This is a genomic window from Methylobacterium sp. J-072, from assembly GCF_022829425.1.
Taxonomy (GTDB): Bacteria; Pseudomonadota; Alphaproteobacteria; order Rhizobiales; family Beijerinckiaceae; genus Methylobacterium.
The window spans coordinates 12809-38487 of sequence record NZ_JAKSYK010000223.1; the positions used below are offsets into that span (position 1 = coordinate 12809).

Sequence of the window (25679 nt, forward strand, 5' to 3'; positions counted from 1 at the left end):
GGACGACGGGACTCGATTCACGGGGATGAGCATGAGGATCAGGACGGGGTACACCATCGGCTACGACACGTTCGGGCCGACGCCGATCATCTACCAACTCGACGTCCATCCGTCGCGGGCCCACGACCTGCTGTCCTCGGATGCGATGCGGGTCGACCCGCCGGTTCCGTGCGGAAGTACACCGACGCGTTCGGCAACACCTGCGTGAGGCTGCTCTCGCCCGGCGGGCGGGTCACCGTCTCGGCCGACTTCCTGATCCACGACAGCGGCGAGCCCGACGCCTACGCCCCCGACGCGCGGCAGATCCCGGTCCAGGACTTGCCGGACGAGGTGTTGATCTATCTCCTCGGCTCGCGCTACTGCGACACCGACAAGCTCGCCGGTACCGCGTGGTCGCTCTTCGGCGGGGCGCCCGAGGGGTGGGCGCGGGTCGCGGCCATCGTGACGTGGGCGCACGAGCGCATCCGGTTCGACTACCAGCTCGCCGATGCGACGCGGTCCGCGTTCGACGGGTTCAACCAACGCGTCGGCGTCTGCCGCGACTTCGCCCACCTCGCTGTGACCCTGTGCCGATGCATGAACTTCCCGGCGCGCTACTGCACCGGCTACCTGGGTGACATCGGCGTTCCGGTCGATCCGAACCCGATGGACTTCTCTGCGTGGTTCGAGGTGTTCCTCGACGGTCCCGAGGGGCCGCGATGGTATACCTTCGACGCCCGCCATAACGCCCGCCGGATCGGACGCATCGTGATCGCCCGCGGTCGGGACGCCACCGACGTCGCGATCTCGACGAGCTTCGGCACGGCGCTGCTGGCGCAGTTCGACGTGCACACGGTGGAGGTTGCCGACGAGGCCACGACGGAGCCCCATTCGGGTGCTAGGTCGCCGGCATCCTCGGAGGCCTGAACCGCGGTGACGCCGGAACCTCATCCCACGGCCGGTCCGGCGTCGCATGCGAACCGCCGGTGGGGGCACTCGCAATCGATGGAGGGACGGCCCTTGATCCCCGGCACCACGTCCCGCACCGTCACGCCCGGCGAGGCCATCGCGCTGTGGCATCTGAGGTTGGCCATGCAAGCCGGCAACGACAACATGCCGATGACGGGGCGAGGCCTCGCCTTGGGTGCGGCGCTCGGCGTCCCGCTCGCCTCGACGGCCGCCTTGGCTGCCTGCGTCCGCTTCCTGCTCTAGGCATCCGCATACACCGGTGCGGATCTACGTACGGACGGCTCGAATAGAGCCACCGAGCGCCGGAAACCGGATCGCCCGGCCCGTTCACGAATGGGCGAGTGCCCCAAGGTCGTTGCCTTTCGGTGGTACGGACCGCGTACACACACCGGAATTCCCATGGTCCATACCGGATACAACCCACTCCTCGTCGCGCTCTCCATCGTCATCGCGGTCTTCGCGTCCTACGCCGCCCTCGACCTCGGCGCGCGGGTGCGCCGGCCGGACGTCGGTCCGCGCTGGGCCTGGGGTGCGGGCGCGGCGGTGGCGATGGGCGGGGGCATCTGGTCGATGCACTTCGTCGGCATGCTCGCCTTCGAGATGGGACTGCCCGCCGCCTACGACCTCGGCCTGACGCTGCTGTCGCTGCTGATCGCCGTCGGCGTCACCGCCGCCGCCTTCGCCTGGGTGGCGCGCCGGGGCACCGGCACGCGGTCCCTGCTGGTCGCGGGCCCGCTCATGGGAGTCGGCGTGGCGGCGATGCACTACACCGGCATGGCGGCGATGCGCGTGCCCGGCAACTTCGCCTACGACCCTGCCGTCGTGGCGGTGTCGGTCGCCATCGCGGTCACCGCCGCGACCGCCGCCTTGTGGCTGACCTTCCGCCGCAACCGGCCATGGCAGAAGCTCGCCGCCGCCTGCGTGATGGGCCTTGCGGTCGCCGGCATGCACTACACCGGCATGGCGGCGGCGACGTTCACGGCGCAGGAGGCCGGCGCCCACGCCGCGCACGCGACCACACTGGCGACCGGTCAGCGGGACGTCGCCCTGGCGGTGGCCGGCGTGACCTTCCTGATCCTGTTCCTCGCGATGATGGCCTCCTCGCTCGACCAACGCCGGGTGCAGCGGCGCCTGCACGTCAGCGAGGCGCGCTTCCGATCCGCCGTCCGGGCCGTCAACGGCATCATGTGGACCACCGACGCCGCCGGACATTTCGTCGAGGAGCAGGCGGGGTGGGCCGGCATTACCGGGCACGCCCCGGAGCAGTACATGGGCGCCGGCTGGGCGAAGGCGATCCATCCCGAGGACCTTCCGGCGACGGTTGCCACCTGGACCGACGCCCTTCGCGCCGGATACCCGTACACTGCCGAGCATCGCGTGCGCACCGCCCACGGCGAATGGCGGCGGTACGTGGCCCGCGCGGTGCCGGTGCGCGACGCCGACGGTACGATCCGGGAATGGGTCGGCGTCCACGAGGACATCACCGAGCGCCACGCGTCCGAGGTCGCCCTGAAGGAGGCCCGGGACGCCGCCGAGGAGCACAGCCGGGCCAAGAGCCGTTTCCTCGCCAACATGAGCCACGAGCTGCGTACGCCGCTGTCCGCGGTGATCGGCTACTCGGAGATGCTGGAGGAGGAGGCGGAGGAGCTCGGCCAGGAGAGCCTGCTGAAGGACCTCGGCAAGATCAAGTCGAACGCCCAGCACCTGCTCGGGCTGATCAACGATGTGCTCGACCTGTCGAAGGTCGAGGCCGAGAAGATGGAACTCTACTCCGAGGACATCGACGTCGCCGACTTCGTCACGGACGCCGCCGGCACCGTGGAGGCTCTGGTGGCCAAGAAGGGGAACGTCTTGGCGCTGGACGTCGCCGGGGATGTCGGCCGGGCGCGCACGGACGCGACCAAGCTGCGCCAGTGTGTGTTCAACCTGCTGTCGAACGCGGCCAAGTTTACCGAGGGCGGCACCATCACGCTGCGGGCCGCCCGCGAGGTCGCCGCGGCCGGCGACTGGCTCCGGTTCACCGTGCGGGACACCGGCATCGGCATGAGCCCCGAGCAGGTCGGGCGGCTATTCGAGCGGTTCACGCAAGCCGACGAGAGCACGACGCGCACCTACGGGGGGACCGGCCTCGGGCTGGCGCTGAGCCGTGCCTTCGCCCAGTTGCTCGGCGGCGACATCACCGTCGAGAGCGTCGAGGGCCAGGGAACCAGCTTCACCCTGCGCGTCCCGGCGGTGGCTCCCGAGCAGGCCGTCGAGGCGGCACCGGTGGCTCCAGAAAACCAGGTGACGGTCGGCGACCTCGTGCTGGTCATCGACGACGAGGCCAACCAGCGCGAACTGATGACCCGGTTCCTGGAACGCCAGCGCTTCGCCGTCCGCACCGCGGGGGACGGGCGTACCGGGCTCGACCTCGCCCGGTCGCTGAAGCCCCGCGCCATCCTGCTCGACGTGATGATGCCGGAGATGGACGGCTGGTCGGTGCTCGCCGCCCTGAAGGCGGAGCCGGGGACCGCCGGTATCCCGGTGGTGATGGTCAGCTTCGTCGCCGACGCGGCCTTGAGCGCCTCGCTCGGCGCGGTGGAGGCGCTGCCCAAGCCGGTGGACTGGACGCGGCTGCGCACGATCCTGGAACAGTTCCGGGAAGCCGACGGCGACGTGCTCGTGGTCGATGACGATGCCGACATGCGTCACCGCCTCCGGACCGTGCTGGAGCGCAACGGCTGGACTGTCCGTGAGGCCGGGAACGGCTGCGAGGCGCTAGACCAAGTCCGGCACGGCGTGCCGCGCCTCGTGCTGCTCGACCTGACCATGCCCGTGATGGACGGGTTCTCTTTCCTGGACCGGCTTCGGGGACTGCCCGGTTGCGCCGAGCTCCCCGTGGTGGTGCTGAGCGCCCGGGACATCACGGCGGCGGAGCGCGACCGGCTGTCCGAGGCCGACCGGGTCCTGCGCAAGGGCGACGCCAGCCTGCAGGACATCGCCACCGAGCTGCGCAAGCTCGACAATCGCCAAACCGATGCCGGGGGTGCGACCCCGACGAGGACCTGGTCGGGAATCCCATAGGCTCCAACCCGTTGTAGGGCATGTGATCCGACCCTTACGACGGCGGAAGTGCTGATCCCTCCGCCGGTGAGGCGTCGGACGGTCTCGACGACAGGTTTGCCCGGAAGGAAATGGATGGAACAAGGTTTGGCGACGGCCGTCCTCTGCATCGTGGGCGGTGGCATCGCCGCCCAGTTGCTCGCCGCGCGCCTGCGCATCCCCGCCATCGTGCTGCTGCTCGCGCTCGGGTTCCTTGTCGGACCCGTGTTCGGCCTGCTGCACCCGTCCCGCGACTTCGGGGAGAACCTGCGACCCTTGATCGGCTTGGCGGTGGCCATCGTGGTGTTTGAGGGTGGTCTCGCGCTCGATTTCCGCGAACTCAGGGCCTCGGGCGAGGGCGTTCTCCGGCTCACCGCCTTCGCGCTGCCGGTCAACTTCGTCCTGGGTACCCTCGCCGCCCACCTCATCGGCGGGATGATGTGGGGCCCCGCGTCGGTCTTCGGCGCCATCCTCGTCGTAACCGGACCGACCGTGATCCTGCCGCTGCTGCGCCACGCCCGCCTGGAGCGGCGGTCTGCCGCCTTCCTGAAGTGGGAGGCCATCGTCAACGACCCGGTCGGGGCCATCCTCACGGCGGTCGTCATCGAGATCCTGGTGGGCGTGCCGCACGACGCCGGCGAGACCCCGGCAGTCGCCCTGGCGATCCACCTCGCCGAGGGCGTGCTGGTGGCGGGCGGTCTCGGCGTTGGCTTTGCCCTCTTGGTGGCCTGGGCATTCCGGCGGGATCTCGTCTCAGAGACGCTCAAAACGCCGGTGCTGCTCGCGCTCGCGCTTGTCGCCTACGTCGTCCCGAACCTTCTCATGCACGAGGCCGGGCTGATCGGCGCGACCGTGTTCGGCATCGCGCTGGCGAACCGCCACGTGCCGGGCTTGGGCGAGTTGCGTCGGTTCAAGGAGGCGCTTGTCGTGCTCCTGGTGTCGTGCCTGTTCGTCGTACTGACCGCCGACCTCGACCTCGGCGTCCTCGGCAAGCTGTCCCTGCCCATCCTCGCTCTCACCGCCGCTGTCCTGTTCGCGGTCCGCCCGGCCGCCATCTGGCTCGCGACGCTGGGCAGCGACCTGTCGCGGCGGGAGCGGCTGTTCGTGGGCTGGATCGGCCCTCGCGGTATCGTCGCGGCTGCCGTCGCCGGTTTGGCCGGTCCCCGTCTGAGCGAGGCGGGCTACGCCGGCGGCGACCTGATCCAGCCCACCGTGTTCGCGGTCATCGTGGCCACGGTCATCCTTCATGGCTTTTCACTGGGACCGCTGGCTCGGCGACTGGGTCTGTCCACCGCGGCCGAGACCCAGCGGCTCGCCGTCGTCGGGGCGTCGCCATGGGCGAGCGACATGGTCGTCGCCCTGCATCGCGCGGGCGTGCCGGTGGTGCTAATCGACACCTACCCTGGCGCGCTTCAGGCTGCTCGTGAAGCGGGGGTGCCAACGCTGCAGGCCGAGCTCCTGTCGCGGCATGCCGAGGAAGGTCTCGCCGACCACCCCCCGGACCATCTGCTCGCTGCGACCCGGGACGAGCTCTACAACGCGCTGGTGTGCACTCGGTTGGCCCCCGAGATCGGCCGCGAGCGCGTCTACCAACTCGCGCCGTCGGCGGACCACCTCCTGCACGCGGACACGGGTGTCAGCCGGGATACCCGCGGCAAGGTTCTCGGCGACGGCACGGTCGACTTCGATGCCCTGGCCGGGCGGCACGAGGCCGGCTGGCGGTTCGAAGTCGTCCTCGCGAATGCGTGGGCGCAGACCGACGCGGTCGCCCTGCTGATCATCGAGACGGACGGGGCGGTGAAACTCCTCTCGGTCGACAACGAGCGTGCCGCCCCCAACGAGGGGGATCGCATGCTTGCCTTCGCCGCGCCGGACATTCCTCGCCTCGATTTAGCGGAAGAGTCATCTCCGGTGCACGCCTGACGAACGGTATCCGAACGGCGTCCGGGCTCGACCGGTTCACTCTCGGGTCGGATGGCCATTGCCGAGGTTCCGCAAGGAGTCAAACCTCGCTCAGTAGGTCAGCGTCGCCCGCAAGCCGACGACCGTGGCGTTCTTGATCCGCCGCCCGAGCGCGTCGCGCGGGTCGGGGATGTTGCCCCCCGGATGGAAAACGTACTGCAGGTTCGGCTGCACCGTCACGCCCGGGCCGAGGACCGCCTGGTACGTGGCCTCGATCAGCGCCTCGAACCGCCGCCGGGGCATCGCGGTGCCCGTCTCCAGGATGGTGTCGCGATCTGCACCCCGGGCCGACGGCGAGATGCGCGCGTACGACACTGCCACGCCCGCCGTGTCGTTCGACCGACCCGGCAGCAGCCCGCGGTAGCCGATGCCAGCGTCGAGGTAGAGGTCGATCAGGTTGCGGTCGCCCGGCGACGTCACCGCCCGCACGAACGCGCTTGCGCCCTGCCCGGCGTCGTCCGGCTCGCGGTACACGGTCTGGTCGATGATCCCGTACAGGCCGTCGTTGCCCCGGAACCTGCGGGCGACCCCGGTTGTCGAAGGGTCGGCGAGCGAGCGACCGGTGTCATCGACCCGGAGAGAATCGAACCGGCCGAAATGGTGCCAGCCCCCGAGCGTCACCGTCCCGGGCTCGACTAGAACCTGACCCGTGCCGGCCCGTTCCTCGAAGTTGTACGCGTAGGCCGCTTCCGCGATCAGGAACGCTGGATCGGACAGCCTGAAGTTTGTGCCGGTGCGGTCGCGCCGTTGCGGGTCCGGGTCGTTCCACTGCCGCGCCGGACCGGCCGGGTCGCCGTCGAACAGACCGACCTGGAATGAGAGGTTCGAGGTCGTGAGGTACTTGGCCCGGATCGCGGGCGCGCCGAACGGGTAGGCCGGACCACCGCTCGGCAGGTTGGTGCCGGCGATGGTCGGCCAGCCGAACGTCGAGTTGATGAACAGCGTCGCGGTCTGGCTCACGAGGAACTCGGTGTCGGCCGCCACCTGTCCGAGCTTGACCGCCAGTTGCCCGTCGAGGAACTGCTGCTCAATCCAGAGCTCGTAGAGGCGGGTGGACGGCAGCGCTTCCAGTTCGCTGATCACGGCAAGGTCGTTGACGGCGGCCCGGGACAGCCCGGCGCCGTTGATCTGGTAGGCCTCGACCCGGAACGCGGCGCCGTGCCAGCCGGCGAGGCGGTCGAGGTCGGCGTCGAGCTGCATGTCGAGCCGCCCGAGGACGGTGGCCGTGCGACGCGTGCCGCCGCTAGTGTCGCCGAGGATGTCGGCAATGGCGTTGAAGCTGAGGACAATCCCTCGGTCAGACAGGAAGCGACGCAGACCCGTAGGATCGGCTGCGTCACCGAGCACGGACTGGATCGAGGTCGTCGCCACCGCCGACGGCTTGCCTGACACCTCGGGCTGGGCGACCGAGGTGCGCGGATCGCCGCCGGCGCCGGTATTCGCGGACTGGGCGACTGCGGCGATGGGTGCGAGGCTGACGATCAGCGCGACGGCGAGCGTATCGCGCAAGGCTCGCACGTGCCCGGAGCGCCCATGGACGGACGGCCGCCACGCGCGTTCGGTGGAGATGTCTGGCAGGATGCAGAACCCTGGGAACCGACGAGCCGCTCGAATGTCCGGTGCGGCGCCCATGCGGCTCGTCGGTCGCCCTCGACTTGGATACGGGGGGCACCATACGGGTGCGGCGCCACCACTCAAAGTTTTTATGGTCTCATCGGCCCGCCGTCACCGGGCCGTTCATCGATTGGATCACCCATGAAGCCGTCGGATCCGCCGGTCGACGCCAGCGCCGCGCCCTCGACCACGACGGGCATCGCGGGGCCGACCCGGCCGGGCGAGCCGCTATGGGCCATGGCGTTCGACGCGGATGGGCGGGGACGGTCCGTCCCGCCGGCGCAGGCGGCGAGCGACCTTGACGCGTTCGGCGGCGGGTTCCTGTGGTTGCACTACGACCTGGATGCGGCGGATCTGGTCGGTCGGGCGAGCGAAGGTAGGTTCGGTCCCACCCGGCTCGCCACCGCCGTGTTCGCGCCCGACGAGCACCAGCGCATCACTGTCGAGGCCGACCACATCGGGGGCGTCGTCGCCGACCTCGCCCGCCCGGGAGCCAAGCCCGTCCCGGCGGGCAGGCTCCACTTCGTCTTGGGACCACGCAGCCTCGTCAGCGGCCGCCGCGGACCGGCGGAAAGCCCGGACGCGACCCGCGCGGCGGTCGAGGGGGGCCACACCGTCGCCTCGCCGACCTTGCTCCTTGAGACCCTTGTCGGGCACGTCGTGTCGGCGATGGCCACCACCGGGCAGAGGCTCTCGGACGCACTCGACGGGATCGAGGACCACATCCTCGACGGACGGCCCCGCGACGACCGCCGCCGGCTCGGGCCCGTCCGCCGCAACGCGGTGCGCCTGCATCGGCAGATCGCCGGCCTCGCCGCCGTGTTCCACCGGCTGGAGACGGACGGGGCGACGGACAACGTCCACGGGCCGGCGGTCGCGGCGGCGGCCCGGCTCGCGCAGCGCCTCGATGCGCTAGACCGCGATATGACCCTGCAGGCGGAGCGGGCTCGGCTGCTGCAAGAAGAGGTGTCCGAACGCATCGCCGAGGCGACGAACCGGCAGCTCTACGTCCTGTCGGTGCTGTCGGCGCTGTTCCTTCCGCCGACCTTCGTCACCGGCTTGTTCGGGATGAACGTGAAGGGGCTGCCCTTGGGCGACGATCCGCACGGTTTCCTTTTCGTGTGCGGCCTCAGCTTGGCATCGGCCGTCCTAGCCTTTGCCGTCATACGATTGCTCGGCATTCGTCCACCCAGGGGGTGAGCATACCCTTCGCGACCGTTCTGACCGTGAGCGGATCACTTCCGTTGGCCGTGTTCCGATGCCGCGCATCTCGTTGGGAACGAAGTGGCTGTCCGAAGGCTCGCCATTTGGAACTGTGACTTCTCAAGCGTCGTCCGGACGACGGTCGCCGCGCTCGCCATCGCGTGCGAGCAGCACGGCGACGAGTTCGGCCAGGCGCGACGGGAGGTCCGCGTTCTCGGGAGGTACCATTCGCCTCGACAGTACCCGAGCGACTTAGGTGAGGGCCGGTCGGGCTTCGCCACCTTGATAATGATTGCAATGGATCATGGCTGCGGCCTTCGCGAACGCGGATCATCCGAGGGGCGCGGCCGACGAAATGTTCGATGTGGTGGATACGAGAAGAAGAGCGCCAAGCGTCTTTGGTTGCATTCCTTCCTGGGCGCCATTTCGGATGAGTTTCACACCCGATATGAAAGCGAGGTCACCTGGACTGGGCAGGCTCCGGTCGTGGCATCTCTCCGGTTCTTCAAGGTCGATCTCGAGGTCGACCTGCATAACGGCGAGACGCTTCCATTCGTTGGATCGTCCGCGGAACCTGTGCATGACCGGCGGAACGCGTCTGTTTGGGTCGCAACACGGAGGGTGAGGTCGCGTTGATCCCACAGTCGACGGCGCTCCTTCGAGAGGCGTGTCAGGGAGCGAACACCGATGGCTACCGAGACCGAACGCACTCACCTCGACATCCACGACCGGTCCAGCCGCGAGTCCTACGCCAAGCTGTTCGGGGTCAGTGAGGAGCAACTCCGCAAGGCCGTGCGCCTCGTAGGCAGCCGCGTCACCACACTGCGCGGCCACCTCCGGCGTTGAGGCCGGGGCCGCTCACAGCTTGCGGGTGGGGGCGACGAACGGGTTGGTCTTGGTGGCCGAGCCGTTCCTGCAGTAGCACACCTCCAGACGGTCCAGGCCGGCCGTGCTCTTGGCCAGCGCAACCTTGATGATCGTGCCCTCGCCCTTCACGTCGAGCGCGTCAGTCAGTCTAAGCGCCTCTACGAACCGCACGTCCTTTAACTGCAGTACCGACGAGCCGGCTGCCAACTCCACCAGATAGTTCAAGCCACGCCCAAGCTTCCACTTCGGCCAACTCATCGTCAGGTTGAGCCCGGTCGCGTTGTGGGTGAACCGCACGTCGATCCACTCGTCAGTAATTCAGCTTGGCGTGCAACACCTAAATTTCTGCCTCATAGAAACCACCTCGACCATCCTCTTACAAGTGTTCAGCGACAGATTGCTCGTGGCCCGGCTGTATGATGGTGTTCTCGCAGTCGCGGGGCGCTCGTCGGCCCAACGCAATTCCAATGTAGTGGCCGTCGACATCGACGGGATGTGCTTTCTTCAACGACTAGTCGCGGGCTGGACCTCAATAACCCTTTACTTCGCCGACTCTCGGTTAAATAATATCAATTCTGCCCCTCTGCAAATTCGCAGCATGCCAGTGTGTCTATGAATGTCTGCTATGCGGGCGTTGCCGAGCTTGCCTAAATGACCGAGATGGGCGCAGAGCCGAACGGCCGGTTTTGCGCGCGATAACGATCAGGCATGGCGTAGTCTGGCCGTAAGCGGAACGGCCGCTTCGGAGATGATCGGCTGGATAAGCGGACGGCCTCCTATCGACCCAACCCAGCCGCCGGAAGCGCTGTCGGCGTTCCCCCGAAGCGGACGTTTGTCAGCCCTCCGGCAACTTCTGCTCGGGGTGGCAATCAGACCTTAGCCCTTCGCCCCGAAGCGGACGTTCGGTTTCCGATCCATGGCACGCACGGCTGCGAGGCTTACACCCCAACCGAACTTCCTGGAGGGCCAAGCCTTGCCTTATTACGTCAGTTGAGCGCCTACGCACTTTACAACCATAAGTTGCATAGTATCGTAGCACGCACTGCCAGGCGACGATGATCGTGAGCGACCGCCCGGAGGATCAAGGCTGTGTTCCGCGTGGTGTTGAAGTAAAGCATCTGATCGTAGGGGGCATGACATGGTGGTAGTGCTCGACCCTCGGACCGGAAAACTCGTCCAGATCCGCGTCCTGCCTCGACCGCCGTCAAAGCCAACGAAGTAGTTAGCAAGGTGCGCCTGCAGCGGGGCACGAGGTTGCAGTCACTCAGTTGACCTGCGACCGCGATCCATCCCCACGGGCCAACGCTTGACCGACCCTAAACAATGCGCCTTTGACCTCCTTCAGACCTGACATCACGTCGTGCTGCTCCATCAGCGCATGCACGATGATGAGGTGATCCGCGATGGTGTCGAGCGGTGCCACGGCCTGTGTGGCCACGTGTGTTGGCGGTGGAACGAACCTCTCGATACCACCATACGCTGCGATCTCAGTCGCCTCGGTCGGAGCAAACTCGATCATGGACCCGAGATAGCCGAGGAACGAGCGCCCCGGCGGTCCAAATGAGGGAACGCCTCCAGCCGCCAGCCACCGCACCGACCCGTCTGCGCACCGAATGCGGAACCGGACGCTGAACTCGGCTTGGGCTTGGGCGGCCTCCGCGAGGATGGCCCTGACAGCACCCTGGTCGCTCTCCAGGACTGACGTGGTCCAGCCGTCCCGGTACGCGGCCTCACGTGTCTGCCCGGCGTAGGAGAACCATTCGAGGCAGATGTACGTGACTTCGCCCTGAGCGTCGGTCGTGAAAATCACCAGCACCTCCCGCCTCAGTTCGGTCGGGCCAACATGCTGACACAACCTTTGAACGCACAAGTCGTTCGCGTTACAACCAAGCGGGATGGTACCCCCTACGACCGCACACGACCGACAATCTTTGGAGGGCAATATGCTCAACGAGAAAGACGCTCGTCATGAGAGTTTGAAGCGGATTGCAGATACGCTTCGCATATCCGTAGATGACTTGTATGGCTTTGGCGAAGATTTTATAAAATTTGAGCAAACCGATCGAATGCTGCAATTGTGGGAGCATCTTACTACTGACAGATTGCGTGAAGATGCGTTGGATGCCATCCAGGGCCTCATTCAGCACAAAACATAGCAAGATACTGTTACGGGCGCGAGTACTCGCTATTTTGGGGCGGCGTTCGGTTCGCGGCTGCTGTCTGCTACTCGTTCGAAGTGCTCCTGGGCACGTGGGATCGATGTTGATCATAGAAGGCGGCCAGCGTGCCGTCCCCCTGTCTTGATTGGTCGCGCGGCTTTATCTTACGAAGTGCTTGGAAGCAGACATTCCCAAGGCCTGCTTCGGGTGGGAAACAGTCCTCGCTGGCGCGACCGAAAGAAGACCTCGCTTCGCCGGGACAAACGGCGGAGCATGGATCGTCGACCGCGCCCTTCGTTCTTACTGCTGCGCCTCGCGGGCCTTGCGAGCCATCTCGTTGAGGGTCGTCACCGCTTCGTCGAAGCGTTGTTCCGCCTCGGCTTGACGCTGGAAGCGGACCCGCTGCACCAGGATCTCACGCGGGGTGGGCCGCTCTTGGAAGAGCGACATGACCTCGTCGATGAAGTCGGCCAGTGACAGGTATCCTTGGCGTGTCGCCTGTCCCGGGGTGAGGTCGGTCTGCACTGCCGGCGGCACCAGCTCGATGACCTCGACCTTGCCCTTAAGCGCCTCGCGCAGCGCGACCGTGTAGCTGTGCAGGGCGGCCTTGGTCGCCGAGTAGGTCGGGGCCGACACGAGAGGCACGAAGGCTAGACCGGAGGTGACGTTCACCAAGGCAGCATCGGGCTGCCGGCCGAGATGATCGATCAGGCCGTCGGTCAGCCGGATGGGGCCGAGCAGATTGGTGATGACCGTTGCCTCCGCGTCCGAGAGGTCGCGAGGCTGGTCCAGCGCCTCGGAGCGCATGATCCCGGCGTTGTTGATGACCACGTTGAGGGCCGGATGCTCGGCCGTCACGCGTCGTGCGAAGTCGGCCACGCCCTCAGCGCTGTCAGCATCGAACGCCATGGCATGCATGTTCGGACGTCCGGCAATCGTCCGCTGCAACGCCTCCGTCCGCCTGCCGGCGACGATGACGGTGTTGCCGAGGTCGTGAAAGCGTTGGGCGAGGGCTTGGCCGATGCCGGAGCCGCCGCCGGTGATGAGGATGGTGTTCCCTGACGTCTTCATGTGAGCGACCTTCGTTGTTGTCGCCCATGAGGTTATGGATCATGCTCTCCGAACCGAAGTAGGCACCGAAAAGATTTATACGCACCAAACGGAGAGTGTCGGATGCGTAGGGCAGAGGCCGATCCACGGATCGAGGAGCGTCGGAAGGAACAGGTCCCGACCGAGACCGACCCGGCCATCGAGGCGTTGGTCCAAGACATTATCGGCAAGGTAGCCGACAAGTGGACCATGCTGATCCTCGAAGCCCTGCACGAGCGCGGCACGCTGCGTTTCACCCAACTCGGCAAGGCGGTCGGCCGCATCAGCCAAAAGATGCTGACCCAGACAGTTCGCCAGATGGAACAGGACGGCTTGGTGCGTCGGACGGTGCACCCGGTGATCCCGCCCCACGTGGACTACGCGCTCACGCCGCTTGGTGAGAGCCTGGGTGCCGCATTCTGCGGTGTGTGGATCTGGGCGGAGACGCACCATGCCGAGATCAAGCGGGCACGCGAGGCTTTTGCGTCGCGAGCGTGCCGACGACCCGTTCAGGCGTAACTTGGTCTTACCCAGAGGCTGACCGCAGCTCCCCGGGTCTAATTAGGGCGCCTGCAAGCGGACCTTCCGAAGGTCTGTGAAGGGGTCGTGAGCGGGAACGGCGGTGATGTCCGCTTCCATCGGTTACTGCTTGTAAGCAGACCGGCAGAAAACCACCCAACCCAGCCATTCAGAAGTGCGCGCCGACCGGACCGCATTTGGCCGAAAGCCGATGAGTTGCCCAAGGAGGTAAGCCGCGAAAGCGGACAGACCTTCACCAACCCAATCCGCCAGCAAAAGCTGCTGCAAGCGCTGCTCCATAGCAGACATAAGCTCTGGTGAGTGAGAAGGTCGCGGAAGAACGTTCCCTCATGGTCAGCCGCAAGTGATCAGCGAAGTCAGGGTTTCAGCTGGCGCCAGTCCGCTTTACAGGATATTGACCGTCTGCCTGAGCCTCCAAGGGCTTGATACGCCCGGCCCAGTAATTTTTTACGCTAATCCGGCCTTCCGTCCCGTGAGTGCCTAGGTTCGCAAAGTAGTGATTCGGCACTCGCTACGCTTCCTGTCGAGGGCGGAGACCAGTTGCGCAGTTCTCGCTCATATCCACCGGCTCTCGCTCGGCGCATCTTTCCAGAGCACGGCAGTCACTTATCTCCGAATGGGAGCCCCTACCGTAGCATTGCAGGCGAAACTCTGTTCCATACATCGCCATCGATCGCCGTTCGGTAGATCTCGTGCCCCGCGTACGGCCCTGAAACCGCGCGGCTTCCAGGTACCGATTTCGAAGGCCTCGACGTAGACGGCCGGACGAGGGCTGCCTCGATTGAGACCTGCTTCAACCGTTGGATCGACTTCCGCTTCATACCTGCCGCGTGACCGGTTGGGGGCAGAGCAGGAGCAGACGTATCAACGCCGCTTGCCGACGTGTCTCCGTCTTATCGAAGATGCGGCGCAGGTGCACGCGTGCGGTGTTCAGCGTGATCCCGCGGCGGGTCGCGCTCGCCACCAGATCGTTCCCAGCCAGCATCTCGAGGGCAAACGCGGCCTCGGCGGGCGTAAGACCGAATTGCACCTGCAGCATTTCCTGCCGGGGCAGCCGGATGGCAGCGGGATCGATCAGGCGCAGGAGCACCGCCGACTCGGCCGACGCGAAGGCTATCGGGGCCAGCGCGCTCGCGGCGATCAGCAAGGTCCTGTCCTCGCTCACAAGACGGATCGAGTCGCCGCCATTGAGCGTGCAACCCGAGACCATCTTGCGAAGGGCCGCCGTGTCGTTCGGCACGCTGGCGCGGAGATGACCGTTCACGAGCCGCAACGGAACACCGCGCACCATAGCTCGGGCGGCGCAATTCAGGAACAGCACGCGTCCGCAGGTCGCTATGACCGCCACCCCTTCCTCGAGATGCTCGATGAAAGCCTCAAGCGCGGCGGCGACGCGCGTCGGATCGACCCGGGCGTGTTGCGGTCCGTCGGCGTCAACCGCCCGGTCTGAGCCGGCCCCGCTCAGGTCACCACTAGGCGCCAGCGAGGCGCCCGGCATCATCGGGGTTGGGTCTTTGGCAGCCAACATGAGCGATCCCTCCTCCGCTCGAGGTCAAACGTCTCCTGAGCGCCGACAAAGTGTAGTTCGTCGCATCCAAACGGGTGTGAGGTTCGTCACTCTTGCACCGCGCAGAAGAACAGTGCGACCGCGGCGCTCCTGCTGGCGCCGGAGTCTGGTGGCGGGCGGCGGCGCGATTAGCAAGACCGCAACGCGCCCCTCCGGCCGGTCATGACTGTCTCTGATCGCCACGGGATTCAATCTCCGTTGACGATCGACACAGCCGGCTACGCCCGATGTTGAAGCGGGAGGGCCTTGTCCCGGTTTCGTGTCCGACAGTAGTATGCTGCCGCGCGTCGGCGAGACACCGGAGATGCCATCCGCCATCGGCATGCAGTGGATACAGTCCGATATGCTTGGGTTTGGGCGAGACAACAGGTCTTTATGGGCTACGCCATCGGTCTTCAGGATCATCGGCGGAAGCGTGCCACGGGTGTTCCGACCCGGGCCGGGAGCCTGACCCGTGCTGTCCGACAGAGCCGCCGCGGCGCTCGACAAGCGATGCATGCTGTCGCAGCACGAGCTGTTTACGGACGCGCCGCAAACTGTCATCGAGCGCCTCGCCATGCGCGCGCAGCGCCTCACGTTTCGCTGCGGGCAACGCATCTTTCGCCGCGGCGACGAGAGCCACGGACTGCTCGCCGTCGTGAGCGGGCACGTTCGGATCTCGACGCCGTGTCCGGAGGGCCGGTCCGAGCTCATCTTGAACCTGATCGGGCCGAACGAGGTCTTCGGCGAAATCGCGCTTCTCGATGATGGGCCACGCACGGCCGACGCGATCGCAGCGACGCGCTGCTGCCTCCTGCTAATGGAGCGGCGCGACCTGCTGCCCCTGGTCAACGACTTCCCGATGCTGGCCGTCCGGCTCCTGGCGATCCTGAGCGGACGGCTGCGGCGGACCAGCCAGCAATTATCGGATCACGCCTTCGTCTGCGCCGAGCAGCGCCTGGCCAAAACCCTGCTCATGCTGGCCGGCGCCCCGGACCGCAACGGCAACCGCGTGCTGACCACGCAACGCGAACTCGGCAACATGGTCGGCCTTTCCCGCGAGGGGACCAACCGGCATCTCTCAGCGTGGCAGCGCAAAGGATATATCACTATAGCGCCTGGCGCCTGCACCGTGTTCAATCGGACGGCCTTGCAAAAAATCGCCTTTAGCCATACTTAATTTTCTAAATTGTGGCGAATTGCATTATAATGGGTTACAGTATCTCTGCATCGAAGCGATTTGACGGATTTTACGTTGTTATTTTAGCGTCAAGAAATACATCAATATTTAAAGCACATTCGGTTGTGATGCCGCGCGCACCTGTGTGCTGAAAGGCTCTGCCCTTTGCAGGATCGCAGGCATCCTGAGCCGATCGGACTTCGAATGCCCGACGAGAGTCAGGTGTGCGGCTCGACAGGTTTACGGCGCGAACTGCAACCCGAAACCATGAAGCGGCCTGAACCCTCGGCACGCCGACACCGGCCAGCGATCGGGGAGTGCTCGACGGGACCGCGGAGGACGTGGCTAGAACCGCGCCGAGCATTCAAAAAATACGTTGCTCGAATCACACGCCCCGATATAATTTCCGACGCGCAGATGCCAGCATGATGACTGCCGTTCAAAATCTAACAGGCGCGCGTAGAATCTTATCGATAAAACGGCACGCAAAACACTTTGAACTGCGCAAATGATATCGTCAATTCGGCTCATATACCAGCGCTTTCATCTCTTCCCGCTCGGTTATTTTTTAGACAACTATCAGGTGATCGGAACGCCAACTCATGCTCGTGGTCTTGTATCTAGCCTGGTTATCGCGAGGGCAAGACATTGTCGCCTCTCCCTGCGATTAACGCCGCTCCGTTCGGCAAGGAAAAGATCCAGCGCCGGCTGGCGGCGATCCTTACGGCGGACATCGTGGGGTACAGCGCCCTGATGGGGAGCGCGGAAGAGGACACCCACCGCCGCGTCTGCGCGGAGATCAGCAAGCTTGGCCGCGCTATCGCGCGATCCGGCGGTCAGGTCTTCGGCGTCGCGGGCGACGGATTGATCGCGGAGTTCCCCAGCGCCGTCGACGCCGTAACCTGCGCGTTGCGCTTCCAGACCAACGCCCGGCGCCGCACGGGCGCGGTATCGCCCGAGCGGCGGCTCCTGTTTAGGATCGGCATCCATGCCGGCGAAATCATGGTTCAGGGCGACCAGATCGGGGGAACAGCGGTCAACATTGCAGCACGTCTCGAACCACTCGCGGATCCCGGCGGAATACTAATCTCGGCAGCTGTATACGATCAAGTCAGACAGCGAGTGCCGTCGGCCTTCGCGTGCGTCGGCGAGCGGCGGCTGAAAAACATTCGCGCGCCCGTCATGCTTTATGCCACTCACGCCAAGACTGTTCTGACAGAATCGGATGTGCCGACGCCGCCGCGTAGCTGGGACCGCGTGTCGGGGGAAGAGCGCCGCGATTACAGGCCGGTGCTGGCTGTGCTTCCGTTCCGAGCGCTCCACAGGAGCGAAGTGGACACGTACTTCGCGGAAGGCATGATCGACGACATTATCCGCGCCTTGAGCGGCCTCAAGGATCTGCTGGTCATATCCCGCAGCTCCACCGCGGGTTTTAAGCTCTTCCCGGTCGACCTGCACCGCGCTTTTCGTGAACTCGACGCGGACTACGTCCTGCACGGCAGCCTGCGACGCCAGGGAGATGCCTTGCGCCTCACAGTGGAACTAGCAAACCACGGCGGCGTGATCTGGGCGGATCGTTTCGACGGAACGCTCGGCAGTATCTTCGAAATGCAGGACGCGATCGCGATGCGGGTCGCGTCGATCGTCGCGCCGCACCTGCGATCCCATGAACTGGCGCGTGCGGACCGTAAACGGCCCGAGAGCCTCACGGCCTATGACCTGACGCTCCAGGCACTTAGTCTCATTCACAAATTGGAGCGGACGTCGTTCATCGAGGCCAGGAGATTGCTCGAACAGGCTGCGGCCTGCGATGCAGCCTACGCGCCGGCCTATTCCCACCTGGCATCGCTCGGCATGCAATGGATCGGCCAGGGCTGGTCCAATGACGATAATGCCGACTGCCTTGCGGCTTCCCATGCCGCGCGGATGGCTATCGAGCGCGATCCGAACGATGCGGTCGGCCTGTCAATCTACGGTCATCTTCAGTCTTATTTGCTTCACGACTATTACAGCGCCCAAGAATATTTTAAACGCGCACTTGCGGCAGGCCCCAGCTGTGCGTCAGCCTGGGCTTATAGCGGGTTAACTCTAGGTTACGCCGGCGAAACGGCGCGCGCTGTCGAGCATGCTGAACACGCGGTGCGACTATCACCATTGGGCAGCGATGCCTTTTGGCTGGAGCATTATCTATCGCAGGCCTATTACCTCGCCGGGCGTCACGAGGATGCAATCGCGTGGGGCCGCGCATCCGCGGCGAAGGGTGCCAGCAACGCCTCCAATTTGCGGTGCCTGATTGCGAGCCTCGTTGCGGCAGGGCAGCGCGCAGAAGCCGACCTAGTCGCCCGTCAGCTCCTAAAACTCATTCCAGAATACCGCGTCCGTCTGTTCCGCAGCCGAACGCCGTTGTGCGGCCAAGTCCGCGATATTTTTGCCACTCAACTCCTTGAGGCTGGAATTCCCGACTGAATCGAACTGAAAGGAGGCTAGTATGCCCGCAAGCTTCAACGGAAATAACGGCAACAACGGAAATAACGGCAACTCCGGCAACGCCGGGGGCGGAGGCAACGCCTCGGGCAATTCCGCGGGTTGGTTCTTTCCCGATCGGGTCGCTCTGCCGTTCGTCTTTGCGCCTGCGGACACGCCGCCGGGGGGGGGCGCGGTGCCTCCCGGCGAGACGATCGGGGCGCTCGCCATCATCGCGCAACCGAAGTTTCCCGATCGCAATTGGTCGGCGGATTGGTACGCGTGGCAATGCCTGGTGGAATTCTCGACCACGAACTGGCGCGCCATGACGCCCGCATGGCCGTCCAGCATACCGCAGCTTCCGTCGGCCACCGCACAACCTCCGGCGTTTCCCGCCACCCCGCCAGTGGACTGGATCGTCGGCACCGGCGCCTTGAACGTGAAACAAGAGATCGACGATCTCGTCATCGCGGCAGAGGAGGAGCGGGCGGACGCGCTGGGCGAGATTCTGTCCCAGTCGGACGAATTCATCAGCTACTTCTTGAACGCTCTAACGTCCCAGCCCGGTTCTTATCCGAACACGAACAAGGTCCTGACGATTGCAAGTCTTATCGGCACATTCGTCGCCATGTACTACAAAGGCCAATATGTTCGGCCACGCCCCACGCACCTGTGCCCCGCGTTGATGCCGCCGCTTCAGGTCCCGGGCCACGCGTCCTTCCCGAGCGGCCACGCGACCCAAGCGCATCTCATGGCGCTGTGCATGCGCGACGTGCTCGCGGGGTTGCCGGTCGAGAAAACCGCCTCGGTCGTCCTGTGGACCTTGGCGAACCGAATCGCGCGAAACAGGGAGATCGCCGGTCTTCACTACAAAAGCGACACGGACGGCGGCCTCGCGCTCGCCATCAGCACCTTACCGCTGCTGCAGCAGTCCGGCACCGCGCCAGGCACCAGCAAGTATCAGATCGCCGTCGATGCAGCGCGGGAGGAATGGGCATGAGAGATCCATCGTCCGATCGAGGCGGCGTCGACGAGCGTGTGCTCGACGATCTGCAGCGACGTTTCACTGGCTTCGAGGCGCCCGCCCAGCCGATCATACCAGCCGATATCGATGCCTCGCGGCTTCGGGAATTCGGCCTGCCGCCGCGCCCGGGATCCGCCGCGCCCAGGATTCTGCACCAAGTGTGGGAGCGCGGATTCGGAAGGTCGCTGGCCCTCAAGTCATTCGCCCTTGACCCCATGGTCCGTGAGAGGATCAAGACAACCGCGTATCGGATCAGCGCGAAGCGCGCCAACCGATTGAGTCCGGCTGCAAGCCCACTCGACACCAGCCGGAACTGGGCCGGCGCTTATCTGACGGCCAATGGTGGCCAACAATTCGCTCAAGTCTGGGGGGTCTGGAAGACGCCCGAAACGCTACGCGTCCCGGACCCGCCGAACCCAGGGACGCCCGGCTTTCCCTACGTGTGCTCCCACTGGATCGGGCTCGACGGTCAGCGCCGCTATCTCGACGCCTCGCTGCCGCAGGTCGGCACCGTCTCTCTGTTGAAGGCGGACGGAGCGGTGACGGCGGAGGCGTGGACGCAATGGTGGACGCTGGACGCTGCGCACAACGCACCAACCTATCTCCCGCTTCCGCTCGCCCCGGGCAACGAGGTGCTCTGCGTGCTGACGGCAATCGATGCGCGGCGCGTGGTTGCCGTCGTCGTTAATCTCTCGACCTCACCGCCGGTCGGCATAGCCGTCCAATACGTTCCTCAGACCGTCGACATCGACGGCCAAATGATCAGTCCCAAGATCACAGGCGCCACCGCGGAATGGATCGTCGAGCGACCGAGCGTCGTCGGAAGTTCGGATATCTACAACTTTCCAAACTACGGCACTGCCGCGTTCGACCTGTGCGTCGCTGTCGAAAGCCCGGCCGAGGATTTCCCGGCCCTCTCCTCCGGCGTTCCGCAGGTGCTGCACGGGACGCGCTACATCAGGATGCTCGAACGCAAGCGCGACCCGGCGCGCATCGCCGTCCTGTCCCTCGCCAAGCGTTGCAGCCCGACTTCGCTGAAGGTGACGTATGGAGGACTGCGCTGACTCCAGCCCTTCCTGATCGATCACTGTGATGGGTGGATCCCCGCCACGGGTGTGTAGGGTGCAGCGCGTAGAGGCAGTCGTCGAGCGGCAGCAGGGTATGCCGCCGGAAGGCAACGATGACCGCCTCGTCGTCCAGGAACTGATCCGTAGTCGCTTCCTAACGTGTCGCCCCGATGCCCAATCGAAAAATTCGCCGGCGTAGAACAAAGCGGGCTTCGTTCTGTAAGCCACTCCCAAGCAAAAGATCGGGTGGTAGCCAGTAGTGTCCGCTTACGCGATGTCGGCATAACAAGCTGAATGACCGGATTGGGCGCAAAGCCGAATGTCTGATCTTGCGAGCTTCGGCGATCCGGCGTCACGTCTTATGGCTGATAGCGGAATAGCTGCTCTGGAGAGTCCATGGCGTCGAAGCAGCCATTCCGAAATCAACTCATCATGGGCGCAACAACGGAACCTATCAAAACGGTCAAGCCTCTCGCTTCAGCGCCAACTACAAGACGGGCACATCGTTCGACCTCGCTGACTACACCTCATCTGCAGGTCGTAGAGAACATTCCGCCTACCATCCGTTTCGCGGTCGTACGGGATGGGCGTTGCCATCCCTTCCTCTCGATAAGTGCTATGAGGCGCTGCAAGATCGCATGGGATCAGGCGTCGAGGGCCATCAGGCTCGCATTGCCACCTGCCGCCGCCGTGTTGATCGACACCGACCGTTCTTCGAAGAGATCCGAGGGCTCGTAATCCTCCAGATTGGACGCCGTGAGGATCGACTGGATCGTCAAGATTGGACCGCTCCGTCCGGCAATCCGGCGGGTCAGCCCCGCGAGGTCGGCCCGTTCGCCTTCGTGGAGCACGCCGCCAAGTCCGGGGGCGATCGCGGGATCCTCTGCGGGGACGATCTTCCGCAGGACCCCCGCAGGCAAGCCGTCGAACAGGCCCGATAACGCCCTCGCAGCCGTGATCACGGCGCTCTGGCCGGTCGCCAGGATCGCGCCGACCTGGAGCAATGTTCCCTCCTCGCCCGAGGCCAAGGCCGCGATTGGGCCGCGAGGACGGAGGCTGTAGATGTTGCGTTCACCGACCGGGCCCGGCAACACGCATTCGGTGCCGGCAGGTGCCCGGGCGAAATAATTTTCGACTCGGGTTGCGACGTCGGCGTGGCCCCGCTGCCGGAGCCATCTGATGTAATCCTGAGCGACTGTATCGGCGGAGGACGGAGCTGCGGTCGCACCGGCTGCGGACGGAGCCAGGCGAGGCAGCAGGCGGCGGAGGTAGCGCGGACCGCCGGCCTTCGGCCCTGTCCCGGACAGGCCCGAGCCGCCGAATGGCTGCACGCCGACCACAGCGCCGATGGTGTTGCGATTCACATAGATGTTGCCCGCCTCGATCCGGTCAAGAACGCGCGTAACCGTCTCCTCAATTCGGGTGTGCAGGCCGAAGGTCAGCCCGTAGCCGGTGGCATTGATGGCGTCGATGAGCGCGTCGAGATCATCCCGCCGATAGCGCAGCACGTGGAGCACTGGGCCGAACACTTCGGCCTCCACATCCGAGATTTTGGCAATCTCGATCACCGTGGGAGGGACAAAGGTGCCCGCATCCGTGGCCGGGGTCTTGCCCAATTGCGTAATCTTATGGCCGCGCATCCGCATCGTCTCGATGTGGCGGGTGATCCCTTCGGCCGCCCCGGAGGTAATCACCGGACCGATATCGACGGACAGGCGCCGGGGGTCGCCCACTTCCAACTCGCACAGGGCGCCGTGCAGCACGGCCAGCGTCTTTTCGGCGATCTCCTCCTGCAGACACAGGATGCGCAGGGCCGAGCAGCGTTGACCGGCCGAATCAAAAGCGGAGGCGAGGACGTCCGTCACAACCTGCTCGGGCAGTGCGGAGGTATCCACGATCATCGCGTTCTGCCCCCCGGTCTCGGCGATGAACGGCACCGGGCGTCCGTCCGTGGTAAGGCGATCTGCGAGGGTCCGCTGGATCAGACGGGCGACGGCGGTCGAGCCGGTGAACATCACGCCTTGAACCCGCGCATCGCCGACGAGCGCGGCGCCGACGTCGCCCGCACCGGGGAGGAGATGCAGCACATCCACGGGGATCCCGGCTTCGCTCAAGAGCCGCACGGCCTCAGCCGCGACGAGCGGGGTCTCCTCCGCCGGCTTGGCGAGCACGGTGTTGCCAGCCGCGAGGGCGGCCGCCACCTGCCCGGTGAAGATCGCGAGGGGGAAATTCCAGGGCGAGATGCAGGCGACCGGGCCAAGGGACCGTCCGTGGTCGGGGCTGCAGACCCGTTCGGCCTCGCCGGCATAGTAGCGCAGGAAGTCCACTGCTTCCCGCACCTCGGCGACGGCATTCGACAGGGACTTGCCCGCCTCCCGCACGATCAGGCTAAGCAGAACCGGCATCCGCATCTCGAAAGCGTCCGCGGCGGCGCGGAGCAGCTCGGCCCGGAGGGCTGGTGGCGTCGCGACCCAATTCGGCACAGCCGCCGATGCGGTCGCCAGGGCCTGGGCGATGTCGGCGGGCTCCGCGGTGCGCGCATGGCCCACCACGTCGCCGCAATCGGCAGGGTTGAGGACCGGTTCGCAGGCCTCCGCAGCGGAGCGTCCGGATGGAACGGCAGTCCAGGCCCTGGTGGCTCCCTTAGCTAGGTCGGTGGCGAGCTGGGCGAGCACGGCCTCGTCGTTCAGATCTAGGCCGGCCGAGTTTGGCCGCCCAGCGCCGAACAGGTCGCGCGGGGCCGCGATCCGCTCGTGTGCCGCCCCCGGCTCGCGCATCGCCCGCACTGTGGAGACTGGATCGGCGATGAGGTCGTCGATTGATACGGACGCGTCGGCGATGCGGTTGATGAAGGAGGAGTTCGCGCCGTTCTCCAAGAGTCGCCGGACGAGATAGGCGAGCAGGGTCTTGTGGGTGCCCACAGGGGCGTAGATCCGGCACGGGCGGCCGATGACGCCGGCGCTGACCACGGCCTCGTAGAGCGCTTCGCCCATCCCGTGCAGGCACTGGAACTCGTAGTCGCCGGGCCGGAAATCCGGGCCGGCCATCTCCACGATGCTGGCCAGGGTCTGCGCGTTGTGCGTGGCGAATTGCGGAAACACCGCGTCCGGCGCGGCCAGCAGCTTCCGAGCGCAGGCGAGGTAGGACACGTCAGTGTGGGCCTTGCGGGTGAAGACCGGGAAGTCGGAAAGCCCCTCGACCTGCGCCCGTTTGATCTCGCTGTCCCAGTAGGCGCCCTTCACCAGCCGTACCATCAGGCGGCGGTCGCTCCGGCGGGCGAGATCGACAAGCCAGTCGATGACGAAGGGGCAACGCCGCCCGTAGGCCTGGATGACGAACCCAAGTCCGTTCCATGCCCCGAGCTCCGGATCGGTGGCGAGGGCCTCGAGGATGTCGAGGGACAGGTCGAGCCGATCGGCTTCCTCGGCGTCGATGTTCAAGCCGATGTCGTACCCCCTGGCTAGCAGGGCCAGCGCCTTCACCTGGGGGATCAGCTCATCGAGCACGCGGGCGCGCTTCATCCGGGTGTAGCGCGGGTGCAGCGCCGAGAGCTTGATCGAGATGCCCGGCCCCCCGGTGATGCCCCGACCGGCGGACGCCTGCCCGATGGCATGGATCGCCGCCTCGTAAGAGGCTTGGTAGCGGCCGGCATCCTCGGCCGTGACCGCGGCCTCGCCGAGCATATCGTAGGAATAGGTGAAGCCCTTCGCCTCACGGCGGCGTGCCCGGCGCAGCGCCTCGGCGATGGTCTCACCCATCACGAACTGCTCGCCCATCAGCCGCATGGCAAGGTCCACGCCTCGCCGGATCAACGGCTCCCCACCCCGCCCGATCAGGCGCGTCAGGGCCGAGGACAATCCGCCCTCGTTCGTCGTCGCGGTGAGCTTGCCGGTCACCAGAAGGCCCCAGGTGGCCGCGTTGACGAACGGCGAGGGACTGTGGCCGAGATGGGCCCGCCAATCACCGGAGGCGATCTTATCGCGGATCAGCGCGTCGCGGGTTGCGGCGTCCGGGATGCGCAGCAAGGCCTCGGCAAGGCACATCAAGGCCACGCCCTCCTGGCTCGACAGGTCGTACTCGTGAATCAGGCCTTCGACGCCGCCCCGCGGTGTGGTCCGCCGCAGGCCCGCGACGAGGCTGCGTGCCGTCGCGGCGACACGGGCCGCCGCCTCTGAAGGAAGCTGCGCGAGATCGAGGAGCGGCGCCAGGCACTCCGCCTCAGGGCGCCGGTGAGCCGCAACGATCGCCATGCGCAGCGGCGACAGTGCAGGCAGGTCTTCCTGGAAGTCCGCAAACGACGCGTGAACGTGTGCAACGCGCCTGGCTGAAGACACGATCGACATGGCAGAACCCGTCTCCCTCCGCCGGCTCTTGGCCCGCCTCTTGGGATGTTGTAGGGGCGCTAGGGCGGTGATAACATCCAACAATCGCGCCGAAAGTCGGCGGATTTCCCAATGGAATAGCCATCTGGTAGTGAAAAGCACGGATTCGACTGATGCTGCTATCCTGCGCATCCTGCAGCAGGACGGGCGCATATCAACCGTCGACCTCGCCGAGCGGCTGAGGCTCTCGCCCACCGCCACGGCCGAACGCCTGAAGCGGCTGACCCGCGAGGGATACATCACTGGCTACGGTGCTCGCCTCGATCCGGTGATGCTCGATCTGGGATTGCTGGTGTTCATCGAAGTGTTGCTCGACAAGACCACCGGCACGGTGTTCGACCGCTTCTCAGCGGAGGTCCGCCGCGTGCCCGAGATCTTGGAATGCCACATGGTGGCCGGAGGCTTCGACTACCTGCTCAAGGCCCGGGTGAAGGACATGGCCGCCTACCGCCGCTTTCTGGGGCAGGTCATGGTCGATCTGCCCGGCGTGAAGGAGACACGCACCTACGCTGTGATGGAGGAGGTGAAGACGGACAGCCCGCTGCCCGTGTGAA

General features: G+C 65.7%; 18 protein-coding genes and 2 pseudogenes. 13 read left to right on the forward strand and 7 right to left on the reverse strand.

Going from position 1 to position 25679, the window contains the following annotated elements; genetic code table 11:
- Positions 1–31 precede the first annotated feature (31 nt).
- The 4 genes and pseudogenes from MKK67_RS29800 to MKK67_RS29815 all read left to right on the forward strand — a co-directional run bounded on the left by MKK67_RS29800 (position 32) and on the right by MKK67_RS29815 (position 5952).
- Positions 32–906, forward strand: a pseudogene (locus MKK67_RS29800) (transglutaminase-like domain-containing protein).
- A gap of 93 nt (positions 907–999) precedes the next feature.
- Complete coding sequence (locus tag MKK67_RS29805; protein WP_147907774.1) at positions 1000–1191, forward strand: hypothetical protein; 192 nt, start codon at positions 1000–1002, stop codon at positions 1189–1191.
- Positions 1192–1347: 156 nt separating this feature from the next.
- A complete protein-coding gene (locus MKK67_RS29810) occupies positions 1348–4011 on the forward strand; it encodes an MHYT domain-containing protein (RefSeq protein WP_243972361.1) in 2664 nt (887 codons plus the stop codon).
- A 126-nt stretch (positions 4012–4137) separates the two neighbouring features.
- The gene (locus MKK67_RS29815; protein ID WP_243972363.1) at positions 4138–5952 is read left to right on the forward strand and encodes a cation:proton antiporter; all 1815 of its coding nucleotides are present in this window, start codon (positions 4138–4140) and stop codon (positions 5950–5952) included.
- A 90-nt stretch (positions 5953–6042) separates the two neighbouring features.
- Here MKK67_RS29815 and MKK67_RS29820 read toward each other — a convergent pair whose 3' ends face one another.
- Positions 6043–7509, reverse strand: coding sequence for a carbohydrate porin (locus MKK67_RS29820; protein ID WP_243959475.1), 1467 nt, complete (start codon positions 7507–7509; stop codon positions 6043–6045).
- Positions 7510–7746: 237 nt separating this feature from the next.
- Here MKK67_RS29820 and MKK67_RS29825 point away from each other — a divergent pair, with 237 nt between their 5' ends.
- Positions 7747–8805: a CorA family divalent cation transporter gene (locus MKK67_RS29825; RefSeq protein ID WP_243972365.1), complete on the forward strand. Its 1059-nt coding sequence runs from the start codon at positions 7747–7749 to the stop codon at positions 8803–8805.
- Between the two features lie 690 nt (positions 8806–9495).
- Positions 9496–9654, forward strand: a complete 159-nt coding sequence (locus tag MKK67_RS29830; RefSeq protein WP_147907770.1) for a DUF3606 domain-containing protein — start codon at positions 9496–9498, stop codon at positions 9652–9654.
- Between the two features lie 12 nt (positions 9655–9666).
- Here the strand turns inward: MKK67_RS29830 and MKK67_RS29835 are convergent, their stop codons facing one another.
- Positions 9667–9972: a hypothetical protein gene (locus tag MKK67_RS29835; protein WP_147907769.1), complete on the reverse strand. Its 306-nt coding sequence runs from the start codon at positions 9970–9972 to the stop codon at positions 9667–9669.
- A gap of 967 nt (positions 9973–10939) precedes the next feature.
- Positions 10940–11485, reverse strand: coding sequence for a PAS domain-containing protein (locus MKK67_RS29840; RefSeq protein WP_187193493.1), 546 nt, complete (start codon positions 11483–11485; stop codon positions 10940–10942).
- Positions 11486–11618: 133 nt separating this feature from the next.
- On the opposite strand from MKK67_RS29840, the gene MKK67_RS29845 reads away from it, so the two are divergent.
- Positions 11619–11831, forward strand: a complete 213-nt coding sequence (locus MKK67_RS29845) for a hypothetical protein (RefSeq protein ID WP_243959418.1) — start codon at positions 11619–11621, stop codon at positions 11829–11831.
- Positions 11832–12134: 303 nt separating this feature from the next.
- Here the strand turns inward: MKK67_RS29845 and MKK67_RS29850 are convergent, their stop codons facing one another.
- On the reverse strand, positions 12135–12905 hold the full coding sequence (locus tag MKK67_RS29850) for an SDR family oxidoreductase (RefSeq protein WP_147907766.1): 771 nt from the start codon (positions 12903–12905) through the stop codon (positions 12135–12137).
- A 102-nt stretch (positions 12906–13007) separates the two neighbouring features.
- Between MKK67_RS29850 and MKK67_RS29855 the strand changes: the two genes are divergently transcribed.
- The gene (locus MKK67_RS29855) at positions 13008–13442 is read left to right on the forward strand and encodes a helix-turn-helix domain-containing protein (protein ID WP_147907765.1); all 435 of its coding nucleotides are present in this window, start codon (positions 13008–13010) and stop codon (positions 13440–13442) included.
- Positions 13443–14280: 838 nt separating this feature from the next.
- Here MKK67_RS29855 and MKK67_RS29860 read toward each other — a convergent pair.
- Positions 14281–14991 carry a helix-turn-helix transcriptional regulator gene (locus MKK67_RS29860; protein WP_243959416.1) on the reverse strand — a complete coding sequence of 237 codons (711 nt, stop codon included), beginning with the start codon at positions 14989–14991 and terminating at the stop codon, positions 14281–14283.
- A gap of 493 nt (positions 14992–15484) precedes the next feature.
- Between MKK67_RS29860 and MKK67_RS29865 the strand changes: the two genes are divergently transcribed.
- From MKK67_RS29865 to MKK67_RS29880, 4 genes are all read left to right on the forward strand, one after another.
- Positions 15485–16189, forward strand: coding sequence for a Crp/Fnr family transcriptional regulator (locus tag MKK67_RS29865; protein ID WP_147907764.1), 705 nt, complete (start codon positions 15485–15487; stop codon positions 16187–16189).
- 648 nt (positions 16190–16837) lie between these two features.
- Entirely contained in the window at positions 16838–18655 is a 1818-nt protein-coding gene (locus MKK67_RS29870; protein ID WP_243959414.1) for an adenylate/guanylate cyclase domain-containing protein, read from the forward strand.
- Positions 18656–18677: 22 nt separating this feature from the next.
- Complete coding sequence (locus tag MKK67_RS29875) at positions 18678–19652, forward strand: phosphatase PAP2 family protein (protein WP_147907762.1); 975 nt, start codon at positions 18678–18680, stop codon at positions 19650–19652.
- Positions 19649–20740 (forward strand): G1 family glutamic endopeptidase, encoded by a 1092-nt coding sequence (locus MKK67_RS29880; RefSeq protein WP_243959412.1) that lies wholly within the window; start codon positions 19649–19651, stop codon positions 20738–20740. Before MKK67_RS29875 ends, MKK67_RS29880 begins: the two co-directional genes overlap by 4 nt.
- A 28-nt stretch (positions 20741–20768) precedes the next feature.
- On the opposite strand, the pseudogene MKK67_RS33010 reads toward MKK67_RS29880, so the two are convergent.
- Both MKK67_RS33010 and putA read right to left on the reverse strand, forming a co-directional pair.
- Positions 20769–20876: pseudogene (locus tag MKK67_RS33010) on the reverse strand (IS481 family transposase); the annotation flags it as partial.
- 511 nt (positions 20877–21387) lie between these two features.
- Positions 21388–25278 carry a trifunctional transcriptional regulator/proline dehydrogenase/L-glutamate gamma-semialdehyde dehydrogenase gene (putA, locus tag MKK67_RS29885; RefSeq protein WP_313899051.1) on the reverse strand — a complete coding sequence of 1297 codons (3891 nt, stop codon included), beginning with the start codon at positions 25276–25278 and terminating at the stop codon, positions 21388–21390.
- On the opposite strand from putA, the gene MKK67_RS29890 reads away from it, so the two are divergent.
- Positions 25217–25678 carry an Lrp/AsnC ligand binding domain-containing protein gene (locus MKK67_RS29890; RefSeq protein WP_243959473.1) on the forward strand — a complete coding sequence of 154 codons (462 nt, stop codon included), beginning with the start codon at positions 25217–25219 and terminating at the stop codon, positions 25676–25678. The two genes, putA and MKK67_RS29890, sit on opposite strands and share 62 nt — an antisense overlap.
- Position 25679: the final 1 nt, after the last annotated feature.

What these genes read in the sequence shown, in the direction of transcription:
- MKK67_RS29830 (WP_147907770.1), top strand. Translation starts at nt 9,496, where the DNA reads ATGGCTACCGAGACCGAACGCACTCACCTCGACATCCACGACCGGTCC.
- MKK67_RS29880 (WP_243959412.1), top strand. Translation starts at nt 19,649, where the DNA reads ATGAGAGATCCATCGTCCGATCGAGGCGGCGTCGACGAGCGTGTGCTC.
- MKK67_RS29825 (WP_243972365.1), top strand. Translation starts at nt 7,747, where the DNA reads ATGAAGCCGTCGGATCCGCCGGTCGACGCCAGCGCCGCGCCCTCGACC.
- MKK67_RS29860 (WP_243959416.1), bottom strand. Translation starts at nt 14,991, where the DNA reads ATGTTGGCTGCCAAAGACCCAACCCCGATGATGCCGGGCGCCTCGCTG.
- MKK67_RS29855 (WP_147907765.1), top strand. Translation starts at nt 13,008, where the DNA reads ATGCGTAGGGCAGAGGCCGATCCACGGATCGAGGAGCGTCGGAAGGAA.
- MKK67_RS29875 (WP_147907762.1), top strand. Translation starts at nt 18,678, where the DNA reads ATGCCCGCAAGCTTCAACGGAAATAACGGCAACAACGGAAATAACGGC.
- MKK67_RS29810 (WP_243972361.1), top strand. Translation starts at nt 1,348, where the DNA reads ATGGTCCATACCGGATACAACCCACTCCTCGTCGCGCTCTCCATCGTC.
- MKK67_RS29845 (WP_243959418.1), top strand. Translation starts at nt 11,619, where the DNA reads ATGCTCAACGAGAAAGACGCTCGTCATGAGAGTTTGAAGCGGATTGCA.
- MKK67_RS29850 (WP_147907766.1), bottom strand. Translation starts at nt 12,905, where the DNA reads ATGAAGACGTCAGGGAACACCATCCTCATCACCGGCGGCGGCTCCGGC.
- putA (WP_313899051.1), bottom strand. Translation starts at nt 25,278, where the DNA reads ATGCGCCCGTCCTGCTGCAGGATGCGCAGGATAGCAGCATCAGTCGAA.